Source organism: Candidatus Thermoplasmatota archaeon (genome assembly GCA_035540375.1).
Classification (GTDB): Archaea; Thermoplasmatota; SW-10-69-26; order JACQPN01; family JAJPHT01; genus DATLGO01.
Genome location: DATLGO010000002.1, coordinates 1 through 13,545, shown reverse-complemented (window position 1 = coordinate 13,545; position 13,545 = coordinate 1). Strand labels below are relative to the sequence as shown.

Annotated in this window: 12 protein-coding genes; 4 read left to right on the top strand and 8 right to left on the bottom strand. The window is 71.8% G+C overall.

The features are described from left to right. Positions 1 to 521 (top strand): ribonucleoside-diphosphate reductase, adenosylcobalamin-dependent (locus tag VM889_00125; protein HVL46944.1); only part of this gene is annotated, 521 nt, incomplete at its 5' end. Between the two features lie 692 nt (positions 522 to 1,213). Next, on the top strand, positions 1,214 to 1,465 hold the full coding sequence (locus VM889_00120) for a hypothetical protein (GenBank protein HVL46943.1): 252 nt from the start codon (positions 1,214 to 1,216) through the stop codon (positions 1,463 to 1,465). Between the two features lie 11 nt (positions 1,466 to 1,476). On the opposite strand, the gene VM889_00115 is transcribed toward VM889_00120, so the two are convergent. From VM889_00115 to VM889_00095, 5 genes are all read right to left on the bottom strand, one after another. Then, positions 1,477 to 2,748 carry a hypothetical protein gene (locus VM889_00115; GenBank protein HVL46942.1) on the bottom strand — a complete coding sequence of 424 codons (1,272 nt, stop codon included), beginning with the start codon at positions 2,746 to 2,748 and terminating at the stop codon, positions 1,477 to 1,479. Beyond that, positions 2,745 to 4,004, bottom strand: a complete 1,260-nt coding sequence (locus tag VM889_00110; GenBank protein ID HVL46941.1) for a hypothetical protein — start codon at positions 4,002 to 4,004, stop codon at positions 2,745 to 2,747. The genes VM889_00115 and VM889_00110 overlap by 4 nt, the downstream gene beginning before the upstream one ends. Beyond that, positions 4,001 to 5,137, bottom strand: coding sequence for a hypothetical protein (locus VM889_00105; GenBank protein ID HVL46940.1), 1,137 nt, complete (start codon positions 5,135 to 5,137; stop codon positions 4,001 to 4,003). Before VM889_00105 ends, VM889_00110 begins: the two co-directional genes overlap by 4 nt. A 191-nt stretch (positions 5,138 to 5,328) precedes the next feature. Further along, the gene (locus VM889_00100) at positions 5,329 to 6,576 is read right to left on the bottom strand and encodes a hypothetical protein (protein ID HVL46939.1); all 1,248 of its coding nucleotides are present in this window, start codon (positions 6,574 to 6,576) and stop codon (positions 5,329 to 5,331) included. Then, positions 6,573 to 7,793 carry a hypothetical protein gene (locus VM889_00095; GenBank protein HVL46938.1) on the bottom strand — a complete coding sequence of 407 codons (1,221 nt, stop codon included), beginning with the start codon at positions 7,791 to 7,793 and terminating at the stop codon, positions 6,573 to 6,575. The genes VM889_00100 and VM889_00095 overlap by 4 nt, the downstream gene beginning before the upstream one ends. 717 nt (positions 7,794 to 8,510) lie before the next feature. On the opposite strand from VM889_00095, the gene VM889_00090 reads away from it, so the two are divergent. Next, on the top strand, positions 8,511 to 10,316 hold the full coding sequence (locus VM889_00090; GenBank protein HVL46937.1) for a hypothetical protein: 1,806 nt from the start codon (positions 8,511 to 8,513) through the stop codon (positions 10,314 to 10,316). A 40-nt stretch (positions 10,317 to 10,356) separates the two neighbouring features. Next, the gene (locus VM889_00085) at positions 10,357 to 11,298 is read left to right on the top strand and encodes a bile acid:sodium symporter family protein (protein HVL46936.1); all 942 of its coding nucleotides are present in this window, start codon (positions 10,357 to 10,359) and stop codon (positions 11,296 to 11,298) included. A 19-nt stretch (positions 11,299 to 11,317) separates the two neighbouring features. Here the strand turns inward: VM889_00085 and VM889_00080 are convergent, their stop codons facing one another. The 3 genes from VM889_00080 to VM889_00070 all read right to left on the bottom strand — a co-directional run. Beyond that, entirely contained in the window at positions 11,318 to 11,971 is a 654-nt protein-coding gene (locus VM889_00080; protein ID HVL46935.1) for a hypothetical protein, read from the bottom strand. Further along, the gene (locus tag VM889_00075; GenBank protein HVL46934.1) at positions 11,934 to 12,308 is read right to left on the bottom strand and encodes a hypothetical protein; all 375 of its coding nucleotides are present in this window, start codon (positions 12,306 to 12,308) and stop codon (positions 11,934 to 11,936) included. Before VM889_00075 ends, VM889_00080 begins: the two co-directional genes overlap by 38 nt. 81 nt (positions 12,309 to 12,389) lie before the next feature. Further along, on the bottom strand, positions 12,390 to 13,545 hold a 1,156-nt coding region (locus VM889_00070), incomplete at its 5' end, for a V-type ATP synthase subunit B (GenBank protein ID HVL46933.1).

Genomic DNA, 13,545 nt, shown 5'->3' with positions numbered 1-13,545 from the left:
AGACCGGCTACGGCTCGCTCTACGTGACGATCAACGAGGACGAGCACGGGCCCTTCGAGGTCTTCGCGACCCTCGGCAAGTCGGGCGGCTACACGTCCTCCTTCACGGAGGCCGTGGCGCGGCTCGTGTCGCTCAGCATCCGCAGCGGCATCGAGGCCGACGAGGTCATCAAGCAGCTCGACGGCATCCGCTCGCCGAAGATTGCGTTCGACCACCGCGAGAAGATCCTCTCCGTGCCCGACGCCCTCGCGAAGGCGCTCCGCCGCCAGACGAAGGGCGAGCTGCGCAAGAGCATCCAGGCGCGGCTCGACTCCGTCGGCATCGGACGCACGGTCCAGACCGACCTCGCGAAGGTCACGGCCGACAACGAGGAGGAGCGCGAATCGATGAGCGAGGAGGAAGCCTCGCAGGCCATCATCGACCGCGGCGACAACCCGGATTGCCCCGACTGCGGCGCGATGCTCGCGCTGCAGGAAGGCTGCGTCAAGTGCGGCAGCTGCGGGTTCAGCGAGTGCGGTTAGGATGAGCACAGCGCGCCCCTCGCGGGGCGCGCTGGGTTCGGGGCTTCACAGCGGGCCCTTCGTCCCCCTCTTTCACGCCTCGGGCTGCGCGCGGGAGCGGGCGCTCGACCGTTCCTGGAGCCATTCCTGGCATGGGAGCCGGCGAGGACGTGTGGCAGAAGCCCCCCATGCCGACGATGAGGACCGCCAAGGGAGGCTGAGCACGCACGTGACGAGAACGTCCGGTGCGTGCATTGGCGAAGCCGGTGGCGCCCGTGAGTCCCGATGCGCGCCCTCGATGCGCGCCGTCAGATTCGCCGCGGGGGCCTTGGGCGTGAGGAAGGACGGCCCGGGCCCGCCTGCCCGCGCTGAAGGACCCTGGCGCCAACGACCCCTTCGGGACGTGACGTCCGAGGCTTCCCCATCGATGACCGGGGACGCGTCACCGAGCGCCGCGGATTCCGCGCGCATCCGGTCGAGCGCATCGTCCCCGCACGGCGACCGTCTTCGACCGGACTGACGCGTCGGCACGAGCAAGCTCCCCCCAGCCCTCCAGGCGAGCGGTGAGGACCGCCGCCCTCGGCGAGGCGGGCCGGTGACCGCGATCGCGGACGCGAACCTCGTCAACGTCACGATCAATCCCAAAGACGCGCTGCACAAGCGCGCCCGCTCCCACCTTTGCGGGCCATCCACGGCTCCTCATCCCGCGCTCGGTGGCGCTCGAACTTCTCTTCGTGGCGCGCAGGCACGGGCGTCAACACCTGGAGTTCGTGGAGGCGGCCCGCGAACTTTTCGAGACCGAAAGCCTCGAGGTCGTGCGCACCGCGGCCGAGGCTCTCGACATGGGCGGAGTGCCCACGGTATTCGACGCCAGGCAGCTCGCCAACGCCCTCCGCCGTCGCGGGGCGCTCCACGCCGCCGACGAGCGCCTGCTGGGGACGGCGTTCCCGACCCAGCGCCCCTGACGGCGGGACGCTCAGCGCGCCTCTTCCTCTTCGAGCCTCTCGCGGATGTCGAGGGCGCGCTTGGCGCTCAACCCCAACGAGTCGGCGAGCACCGCAAGGTCGTGCTCCTCGCGGCGCGTGATGCCGCCCCGAAGCGCCAGCCGGACGGCGCGCGCGAACGCGTCCTCGCTCGGGCCGGGCGATGCTTTCTCCCCGCGCGCGACGGGGGCTGGTTCGTGTAGCGGCACCGCCTTCTCCGCGAGCCGCTCCGCCGCGCGCTGGAGCGGTGAGAGCACGAAGACGAGCGCGCCGGCGGCGGCGATGCCGACGTACGTGGAGCCGAGCGTCTCGCCGAGGAACTGCTGCGCCGCCTCGGAGGCGACGAAAAAGACGGCGATGAAAACCGCGGCGACGGTGCTCTTGCTGAGGGTCCAACGCAGCTGCACGTCCGCGCCGAGAAGGTCGCCGGAGAAGGCGCTGCGGGCGAGGAGCACGCCGCCCACCGCCGTGGCGATGCCAAACGAGCCCAGCATCGCCGGACCGAGGCCCGCCCACGCCGACCATGCGCCTCCGACGAGCCACGCGCCCAAGGCGAAGAGCGCGACGTCGCGGGCGTGGCGAGCCGAGCCGGGAGGAGCGTTCGCGGTCGCCACGAGCCACGCCACCGCGAGAGAGAGGAGGACGACGTTCGCCGCGAGCGAGAGGCCGGGCCCATAATACGGAGTCCCCCTCGCCAGGACCTCGATGGTGCCCCGGCCCGTGGCTTCCCCGACGATGAGGGCGAGCGCCGCCGCGAGGAGGGCAAGGTTACGCCGCTCCACTCCACCGTCCGGTCGACCCGCGGCGCGGAACCTCGCGAGGGCGACCCCGATGGCGAAAAACGTGGCGGCCCAGTTCCCGACGTTGACGGCGAACTGCACCGAGAGGCCAAACGTCCGCGCTTCGATGCCAAACGCGAGCGCGACGAACCCGGCGGTCACGAGCCCGGGCACGACGAGGAGCCGCCACTCGTCGCGGAGCAACGGGCGGGGCACGCCAAGGACGAGCGTGATGACAGCGGCCCAGACCCCGACGGTGATGAGCTGGGAGAACGTGGAGGCCCCCCCGCCGGCGGGAAGCCACTGCGCGTCCGGCCAAGCGAAGGAGACGAAGTAGAGCGCGATGAAGCCGCCCGTCCCGCACGCGTAGGCCGCGAACGCGAGCGTCGTCGTGCGGCGGGGCTTGAGCGTGAGCGCCCATGCGCCAAGCGCCGCGAGCGCGACGCCCGAGGCGACTGCGAGGGCGGGGCCCCAGTTCATCGTCACCCCGCGCCACCCCCTGCACCGGCCGCGTGCGACTCGCGCTCCACGGTGTGGATCTCATCCGCGGTGAGCCCCAGCTCGTCGCGGAGCGCGACGAGCATCCGCATCTCCTTCTGCGTGCACTGCCCGTTCGCCCACGCCATCGCGTAGGCGCGGCGGTAGGCGGCGAGGCGGCGGTCGACGACGGAGCCCTCCATCGAGGTCGTGGCCGCGGGCGACGCGACGGGGACCGCCTTCTCCGCGAGCCGCTCCGCCGCGCGCTGGAGCGGCGCGAGCACGAAGACGAGCGCGCCGGCCCCGAGGAGCCCGATCCACTGATTCTCCTGGCCCAAGATGATCTGCGCGCCCTCGCTCGCCACGAAGAAGGCGGCAATGAAGGCGGCAGCGACTGTGGACTTGCTGATCGTCCAGCGCACTTTCACGTCGAGGCCAAGGAGTTGCTTTTTCGCGATGCCGTACGCGACGAGCACGAGCATCGTCGACTGTGACACGATCGAGATGGGAAAGAGGCCATCGAGGAGGAGCGTCGCGAGCGCGGTCCCAAGAAGGATCCACGCGACGCTGCGCGCCTGGCGTGGCTCGCGCCCCCGCGCGCCGCCCGCGAGGAAGAGCGCGGCCACGGCGAGCGCGACGCCGCCCCCGACGAATCCGGCGGCGCGCTCGAGGGGCGCGGCGTGGTCGAGGTCCGCGATCCAGGACGCGGTCGCGGAGACGCCGATGGCTGCGGCGAAGAGCGCGAAGCGCGCGCGAAGCGCGGCCTCGTGCGCCTGGGACGCGAGCCACCGGAGCGCGAGGAGCACGAGCGTCCCCGAGAAGGTTGCGAAGATGGCGTGCATCCCGAGGTCCGCCGCGACGTACCACGGCGTGACGGGGAAACCGGCGCCGAGGGCGGCTGCGGGGCGCAGGACGAGCACGCCGCCCATGACGGCGAAGTAGGCGCCCGCGACGGTGGCCGCGAGGAGGAGCGGACGCCGGTCTTCGCGGCGGACCGGCTCCGGGAGCGTGAGCGCGAGGGCGACGAGGGCGCCCGCCCCGGAGAAGTTGAGGGCGGCCCGCACCGCCTGCCACGCCGCCTCCTCGGGACGCGCGGCGGAGGCGCCGGCGAGCACGAAGTAGAATGTGGTGATGCCGATGGTGGTCGTGTACGCGAAGAAGGCCACATGCCCCCCGCGGCGCGGGCGTAGCAAAGCGATCCAGGTGCCCAGCGCGACGACGAGGAACGCCGGCACGAGGCGCAGAAGGTCCACGGCCGACGTCACGGTCCCACCCCCGCTTCGCGTTCAACGTCCGCGAGCACCTTGTGCGCGCGATCGGGCGCAAGGCCGAGTCCGCGCGCGAGGCGGAAGAGCCGCATCTCTTCGTCGCGCGTGATGCGACGGTCGCGGAGCGCGAGGTGCACAGCGTCGCGGAACATGGCTTCCCGCTCGCTCTCGGGGCCCCCCGCCGCAACGACAGCCGCCGGCGCGGGCTCCACGCCGGTCGCGCTGAGCGGCACCGCGCGCTCCGCCAGCCGCTCCGCCGCGCGCTGCAGCGGGGCGAGCGCGAACACGAGCGCGCCGGCGGCGGCGAGCCCGACCCACTCGTTCTCCGCGCCAAAGACGATCTGCGCGCCCTCGCCTGCGAGGAAGAACACCGCGATGAATGCGGCTGCGACAGTGCCCTTGCTGAGCGTCCACCGCACCTTCACGTCGATGCCGAACATTTGGTGTCGCACGACCGCGTACGCGAGGAGCAGGACCATAACGAGCCGCACCGCGGCCCACTGGACACCGGCATTCGGGTCGGGCGCGAAGTTACGAACGAGCTGCCCCGCCAGGATGGCCGCCAGGATGAAAAGTCCCGCATTCCGGGCCAGGCGGGCGTCCGGCCCCGCGGGCGCCTGAAGCATCGTCCACAGCCACGCGAGGGCGACGATGAAGGAGAATCCCGCTGCCGCGGCAAGGAGCTGGACGTGCTCCGCCGCCACATCCCCCACCGGGTCCGACCACGCCGCGCGCCTCGCGGAGCTGACCACGAAATATGTGGCGAGCGCCGCGCTCATGAGGACAAGCCGGCTGCGCTCCCTCGAAGCGTCGGGGCCGCGCGCGTGGGCGAACGAGAGCGCGAGGAGTGCCAGCAGGACGGGGCTCAGGGCGACCACCGCGTCGTTCCCGATGAGCTCGGCGCGTTTCCACGCCCACGTCTGGAACGGGGGGCCAACGCTGACTTGCGCCGCGAGCGCAGCCTCGGGCGTCTGAAGGTGCGCGAGCGAGGCGCGCGCCCACATCACGATCATGAGCAGCGTCCCAGCGAGCACCGCCGAGGCGCGGGCCAGGGCCTCGCGAGGCAGCGCGCGGGCGAGCGCGATCGCGAAAAGCACCATGCCCGCGGCCCACGCGAGGTAACCCACCATGATGGTGGCCTGCAGGAGGTTCTCGGGGATGTCGAGCCACCGGAGGTAAACGCCGCACGTGCGCAGGCCGAAGCCTCCGGCGAAGAGGGCGAACGCGATGTTGCGCGGGTCCCGCGCCGCGACCCGCAGGACGATGAGCGCGAGCGCGATGAAGAGCGCGCCGCTGAGCGCGTTCAGGGCGAAGATCGCGCTCAGGCGCTCACCTCCCGTTCGACCTCTTCGTGGATCGCGAGGGCGCGCGACGCGGGAATGCCCGCGCGCTCCGCAAGGCGCAGGAGCGCGCGCTCGCCGTCACGTGGCACGGCTCCGTCGCGGAACGCGGCGCGGACCGCAGCGCGGTAGTCGTTCTCCGCCGCCACGGCACCGGAGTCGGAAGTGGAGCGCACGTGCGAGTCGAAGGTCAGCGGCACCGCGCGCTCCGCGAGCCGCTCCGCCGCGCGCTGGAGCGGCGCGAGCACGAAGACGAGCGCACCGGCGGCGGCGATGCCCGCATACGCGCTCCCGGTGGTTTCGCCGAAGAAGGCCTGTGCCGCCTCCGAGGTGACGAAGAAGACGGCGACGAACACCGCCGCGACGGACGATTTGCTGATCGCGAACCGGAGTTGGACGTCAATGCCAAGGGCCTGCTGCCGGAGGATCGCGTAGAGGAGGAGGAAGACCGCGATGAGCCGCGCGACCCCGAAGCCCCCTTCGCCGCCCCAGAGGGCGGCGGCGGCCATCCCGCAGAAGGGCGCCGCGAAGCACACGAGCGCCGCGTTGCGCGCGGCGCGGGGGTCCCGGCCCCTGGCGGTCTGCCGGAGGAGGAGCGCGCCCGCGACGAGGACGATCGTGAGAAGCACCATCCAGGGCCACCCTCGGTGCGCATCCGCGCCCGCGAGGTATCCGGGCCAGAGCACGAACGCCGACGTCAGAACGGCGTATTTCCGCTCTTCAGCCGCGTCCGCTGCATTGCGCCACCGGAGGACGAAGAGGAGGATCACGGCCCCGAGCGACGAGAGGAGGACCTTGAGCGCAAACGACACGAAGGGCGCGAGCGAGCTTCCCTCGGCCGCCGAGGCGAGGCCGTTCGGGAGGGCCCGGCCGTGCCGGCCCCACGACCACGCGAGCGTGAGGAGGAGCGCGCCCACCCCGAGGGCGAGCGCCCACCCGCGCTCGCGCGATTCGAGCGGGCGGGGAAAGGTCCAGGCGAGCCGGAACACGGCGGCACAGGCGCCGAGGACGAGCAGGGACAGGATTACGAGCAGGACCGGGGCGTCCGGCGAGTTCGGGTCGACCAGGTTCTGGAGAAGGAATGAGGCCCCAAAGAGTAAGCAGAAGAGCCCGAGCGCAGCCGTCGCGCGCGAGAGAGGTCGGAGTGTGAGCACCCACACGCCGAGGCCCGCGATGACCGCGCCGCCCGCGGCGTCGACGAGGAAGCCGGGGTCGGTGTTCAGGATCACGCGCGACCCTCCCCCTTTGGACGGGCGGTGGCGAGCGCGCGCTCGATCTCGTGCCTGAGGTCGTGCGCGCGTTCCGCTTCAATCCCTAGGCGCGTTGCGAGGCGCGCGAGGTGCCCTTCCTCGGCACGGGTGATCATTCCGTCTGCGAGGTACTTGCGAACGGTCACGCGGTAAGTTTCCTCCTCCGCCCCGGGGGCCGCCGCCGCGGGCGCGGGCTCGGCCACCGGCACCGCCCGCTCCGCGAGCCTCTCCGCCGCGCGCTGGAGCGGCGCCAATGCGAAGACGAGCGCGCCTGCGGCGGCGATGCCGACGTATGTGGAGCCGAGCGTCTCGCCAAGAAACTGCTGCGCGGCCTCGGAGGCGACGAAGAAGACGGCGATGAAGACCGCAGCGACGGTGCTCTTGCTGATCGTCCAGCGCACCTTGACGTCGAAGCCAAGAAGCTGATGCCGGAGAATCCCGTACGAGAGAACGGCGACCGCCCACCCGCGCGCGGCGAAGGCGAGCGGGGGGTCCGGCAAGCCCATCAACAGGAGCGCGCCCACCACGGGCGTCGCGAGCGCGAAGAGAACGAGGTTCCGCGCCGCTGCGTCCGGCCCGGAACGGAGGCTGCGGAGCCAGGTCAGGGCGATGACGACCAGCAGAGCGTACGTGGAGATGCCGATCGCGATTTCATGCGGACTCAGGAGCCAGAGCGCGGAGGAGAGTCCGAGATAGGGCAGGAGCGCGACCGCCGCGATGACCGCCTGCGACCGTTCCTCGGGCGCACGTTGCGGGAGAGATAGGATGAGCAGGAAGGCCGCGTACGCAATGAATGCGACGGCTGTGGCGGCCGTCTCAAGCACCGTGGTGACCGTCACGAGTCCCTGCGCACGCGCAAACTGCAGGAGCGCCCACGCCCCCGGCGCGAAGATGGCCGCCGCGCCGGCAAAGGCGCCCACGACGAACCGGTCGCGCATGGGGCGCCGCGTCGGGAACGTGATCGAGAGGATCACGAGCCCCGCCGCCGTCACGAGGAGCCCCGCGGTCGTGACCGAACCGAAGGCCGCGTCGGCATCAGGCCACAGCGGCCGTAGATTCTGGCTGACGCCGACGGCTCCGAGGCCCATCGCGAAGCCGGCGAGGCCGAGGGCCGCGCCTCGCCCGCGAGCGAGGTGCGCGACGAGGAGACCGAACGAAGCGAGCAGGACGCCGCCGCCCGCATTCAGGAGGGGCACGAGGGGAAGGGTCAGGCGGGTGCCTCCTCGCGCGACGGCTCGTTTTCAAACTTCTGCCACAACGGGGCCGCTTCGCGCGCGCCGAGCGCCGCAAGCGCCGCCAGACATCGCGGGACGCGATTCCCGCGCGCGATGGCGCTTCCGCTTCCGTGTGGGAGGTTGACGTCACCCGGTGCGGTCGCGGCCTCAAGGGCGGAAGGCTCGGCATCGTGGGTCTCGCGGGCGATGTTGTGTGCCTCCGTGATGGGTCAATAGAAGATCATTGCGATCGAGGCGGTGGCACCGACGTCGGTCGAGCCCGACGGTGGCGTGGGCGGCGGGACGCCGCCCGGGAGCGGTGAGGGCGTCGTCGTCGAGCAGTCGACCTTGATCCTTCTCGCGCCCCCAAGGCGAAGACCTCCATCGCCGATGCGAGTATCCTTGTGCCTCATTCCCTGCCCCGCGCGGCCTCGGCTGCCGCGGCTCTCTTGATTCGTACCCGTTTGGCGGTATTTAAGGGTCGGTCGCGGACGCGGTAGGGAGCGGGGCGGCCAGGATCGCGCTGATCCGGTTCGCGATCCAACCCCCGCGACGCCCGACGCCCGGCCCCGATTCCGCGGCGCCCGCCTCGCGATTCCCTCCCCCGACGGCGTCCGGGCATGCTGAAGAGGCCCCCGGGGCATCGCCCTCCCGGGAAGGCTCTCGATGTTTTTCGCTCGCGCGGTCGCGGTAGCGCTCGTGGTGGCCCTGCTCGCGGCATCGTCGGCGGGCGTCGCGGGCCGCTCGGTGGGGCAGGCGCGCTATGAGGCGGAGGAGTCGAACCGCCTCGCGCTCGACCTCGCGGGGCAGATGAACTGCATCCCGGAGGCGAGCCGCGGTGGACCCCCCGGCCGCTGCGCGGACGGCCCGACGGGCGTCCAGCATCCCGCGCATGGGGTGCGCATCCTCGACACGCACTACACGATGGGCTTGCGCGAGGCGAACGGTGACGCGGGCGAAGTGGCCGCAAGCCCCTTCGACGCGACGCAGACGCGGTTCGTGAACCTTCACCGCGACTCGCGGGGAACCCTGCCCGACGTGTTCGTCGTGGGTCATCCGATCCCCGGCGCCGGCAGCGGGCTGCTCGCCTGGTACGGTCGGTGGCTCGACGTGGACGGGAACGGCGATATCACGCTCCACACGCTCGCGTCGGGCGCGTACGGTCCCGACAACGAGCTCGGGCCCACCCTCGTCGGGCCCCCCGAGATCGTCGGCTATTTCGAACCGCCCGCGAAACCCGCCTCGTCCTCCGCCTCGCGCGCGCCGGACGTCACGTTCCCGACGCACGGCACGGGCGGTTTCTGGTACTATGCGAAGGGTCCGGGCGTCTCGTCGCTTGCGACGAGCTCGCTGCTCGAGACGCTCACCGTCACGACGCTGACGGACCCGGGTCTCGCGCAGTCACTCGACGGACGCGCCTTCACCACGACGTCCCTCAGCCTCGTCGACATCGACGTCTATCCGGCGGTCGCCGCGCCCGTGGCGCCGCTTTACCAGGCGACGGGGGCCTCGGCCCTCGTGCACCGCTACGGCACGCCCGGCGAGACGCCGATCGTGTACAATGGCGGCCGTCAAGGTCTCCCGCCCGCAAGCGAGACGCCTGTCGCGGGCACGCCCGCGGGCGACGCCCTCGCGGGACCGCTATCGGCCGTCGCTTCCGCCGCGTACGCGCCGTACCCGATGCGGTGGGCCGCGCCGCCCTGCCCGCCGGAGCCGACGGAGGCGTGCTCGACGGATGGCGGGCGGCTTGCGGAATATCAAGCGGAGCGCCGCGCGTGGATCGAGCTCATCCCGCTCTGGGGCGAACCCAACCAGCACGCCTCGCCGTACCGCGCGGAGGCGCAGAACCGTCCCGGCCCGCTCCCCGGCCGCGGGACCGGCGGCGGGCTCGCGATGGCTCCGGGCTTTCTCTACTTCGAGGTCCGAACCGGCGTGTGGCACGACGCGAACGGGGACGGCGTCGTCGCGTGCGCGGAAACCGGGGACCCGTACGAGGCGGGGACGCGCCCCATCCCGAACCGCTACGATGAGGCCTGCTCCGAGTTCATCGGCCTCGATCCGCGCGTCGCGGGCGCCATCGCATCGTCGATCCGCGTCACGATCCGGCCACACGGCGCCTGGGGTGCCCCCGTCGTCCTGCCCGCCTGCGTCACGGATACCGCCTACGACACCGTGGGCATCCGCTCGACCTTCTGCGAGGAATCGTATGCCGTCGACGCGTGCGCGACGCCGGGCGCGCCGCGATGCGTGGACAATGGACGGACCGGCGTCGTCCTCGGGGACCGGGGCTTCGGCTCGCTGCCGCTGCGCGCTTCCGTCGCGGGCCGCTACGAGACGCCATCGCAGTATGGCGCGCTTCTTCCCGAGGGGACGCTCGCGACCGGGTTCACGGCCTGCACGGAGGCGCTCGACGTCATGTACGACCTCGCCGGCGTCCCGGTCACCGAAACCGTGCGGGATTGCGTTCGCGTCGAGCGATGGGATCCCGCGTGGCGGTCCGTCTGACCGCGCAGGCTGAAGTACCCCCCGACCCATCAGCGGCCCGATGAGCGATCACGGCCTCACGACGAACGTCCTTTCCGACGTCGTCCTTCCGATCGCGCTCGCGGTCATCACGCTCGGCATGGGCCTCGCGCTCACGGGGGCGGATTTCCGTCGCGTCGTCAAGATGCCGCGCGCCGTCGCGGTCGGCCTCGGCGCGCAGCTCGTGGTCCTTCCGCTCCTCGCCGCCCTCGTCGCGACCATCTTCGCCTACACGGTCGGCATCACGCGCGACCTCGTGCTGGGCATCCTCATCCTTGCCTGCTGCCCGGGCGGGGCGACGAGCAACCTCGTCACGTGGCTCGCGCGCGCCGACGCCGCGCTCTCCGTTTCCCTTACGAGCGTGACGAGCCTCGCGAGCGCGCTCACGACGCCATTCGCGTTCTTGCTCCTCGTCGACCTCCTCCTCGGCGAATCCGCCGCGCTCAACGTCTCCTTCATCGACATGGCGAAGCTCGTCGTCGCCATCGTCGCGATCCCCATCCTCGTAGGGATGCAGATCCGCAAGCGCCGCCCCGCGTTCGCCGCGCGGATCGAAAAGCCGCTGCGCATCGCGTCCGTCGCGCTTCTCGCCGTCCTCGTCGCGGGCATCATCGCGGCGAACGCCTCGAGCTTCTGGGCGCTCGCCGCGCGGAGCGTCCCAATGTCGCTCGCGCTGAACGCGCTCGCGCTCGCGGCGGGGTGGGGCCTCGCGCGCGCCCTCGCGCTGCCGCCGGCGCAGGCGCGCGCCATCTCGATCGAGGTCGGCTTCCAGAACGGCACGCTCGGCATCGCGCTCGCGGTCACCCAGCTCGGGTCGCCCGAGGCCGCGATCGTCCCGGGTTTCTACAGCCTCGTCATGTTCGTGACGGGCGGCGCGCTCGCTTGGTGGTGGGCCCGCGACGCCGCGCGCGCGGTGCCGGTCGAGGCGCCGGCGCGCGAGGCGACGGTCGAAGCGCGGCCGTGAAAGACGCTGTGTCGCCCGTTCAGCGAACGAGCGGTTCGCCGCGAAGCGCGCGCTCGACCTCGTCGCGGCAACCGCGCGCCTCGGCGCGCCGGCGCAGGTAGTCGAGGTCGAGACGTCCCGCTTGCGCGCGCGCGAGCGCGAGCGCGCGCGTCCACTCGCGTTGATGGCGGAAGTGCGCGCCCGATTCGGCGTACTTCACGATGAGATCCTCGGGGGCGATGAGCGGCACCACGTAGTCGTCCACCTCGAGTTCTACGAGGTGGTCGAGCGATCCCGTGAGCGGCTCCGGCAGAACCTCGATGGCGATCGGAAGGGCCGGGTGACGCACGGCGCGGCCGAATCGCGCGAGGTCATCGGCATCCTCGAAGCGTTCGAGGACGAACCCCTCGCGTTCGAGCGCCGCAAGGAACGGAAGCGCGGGGACGACGCCCCCGGGCGACACGCTCACGACGTCGAGGTCGAGGCTTGCGAGCCAGCCCTCGGGGTGGGAGCGTTCGAGCGTTTCGGCGACGTAGAAGTCGAGCGCGGTTCCGCCCACGACGACGGGGCGGAACCCGACGCGGGCGCCGATCGCCCCGAGCCAGCCCGCAAGCAGGAGCTTCGCGCGGAGCGGACTCGGCTCGGCGCGGATGCGCTCAACGGGGCCGGCGGCGGACGCGGACGCGCGCCTCACCTCCCGCGAGGTTGCCCACGACATAGCGGCGCGGACGCTGTTCGACCACGGTCCCCGTCGCGAGCCGCTCGGCGAAACGTTCGGCGGCGACGGCGGCGAGCGCGCGCTGCTCGCCGGGGGAGCGGCGCGTCGCGGGCGCGCCCGCGAGCGCCGCGGCGCGTTCGCGCGCCGCTTCGCGCGCGACGTCCTGGCGCGCCTCGAGCTGGAACCGGATCTCCTCGGGCGGGAGCCGCTCCATGAGGAAGGCCACGATGGCGCCGAGCGGCACGCCGCGGGGGCGCGCGGCGCGAAGGTCCCGGGCGAGCCCCGGTTCGAGGGCGATCGTGGTGAGGCTCATGGGCACTATTTGTACTCATGAGTATTTAAACTATGCGAGGGAAAAGGAAGGCCGGCGCGCGGCCGGCCCGGAGATCCGCAATCAGGCCTTGGGCGCGGCGGCGGCCTTGCCCTTGAACGACGGGTGGTACTTCTCGATGAGCTTGCGGTCGAGACGCGTCAGCTGGTCGGCGGGGATGCCGCCGAGAAGTTCCCACGTGAGGTCGAGCGTGCCCTCGATGGTCCGGTCCTCGTCGCGGCCCTGGCGGACGAAGCGGTCCTCGAAGACGTCCGCGAACTCGAGGAGCTTGCGGTCGCGCTCCGAAAGCGCCTCCTTGCCGACGATCGCAACGAGGCCGCGGAGGTCGCGGCCCTCGGCGTAGGCGGCGTAGGCCTGGTCCGAGACGCCCTTGTGGTCGTCGCGCGTGCGCTCCTTGCCGATGCCGGCGTTCATGAGGCGCGAGAGCGACGGAAGCACGTTGATCGGCGGGTAGACGCCCTTGCGGTGGAGCGACCGCTCGACGACGATCTGGCCCTCGGTGATGTAGCCCGTGAGGTCCGGGATCGGGTGCGTGATGTCGTCGCCCGGCATCGTGAGGATGGGCACCTGCGTGATCGAGCCCTTGCGGCCCTTGATCTTGCCCGCGCGCTCGTAGATCTGCGCGAGGTCGGTGTACATGTAGCCGGGGTAGCCGCGGCGGCCGGGAACCTCTTCGCGAGCCGCGCCGATCTGGCGGAGCGCCTCGCAGTAGTTCGTCATGTCCGTGAGGACGACGAGCACGTGGTAGTCGTGCTCGTAGGCGAGGTATTCGGCGGCGGAGAGGGCCATGCGCGGCGTGACGATGCGCTCGATGGCGGGGTCGTCGGCGAGGTTCACGAAGAGCACGGCGCGCTCGAGGGCGCCGGTGCGCTCGAAGTCGGCCTTGAACGCCTGGTACTCCTCGTTCGTGATGCCCATCGCGGCGAAGACGACGGCGAACTGCTCGGTCGAGCCCGGCACCTTCGCCTGGCGCGCGATCTGCAGCGCGATCTCGTTGTGCGGCAGGCCGGACGACGAGAAGATGGGGAGCTTCTGCCCGCGGACGAGCGTGTTCATGCCGTCGATGGTCGAGATGCCCGTCTGGATGAACTCCTTCGGGGACTCGCGCGAGTAGGGGTTGATGGCGGCGCCGATGATCTCGACGCGCTTCTCGGGCACGATCTCGGGGCCGCCGTCGCGGGGCGCGCCGCGGCCGGAGAGGATGCGGCCGAGCATGTCC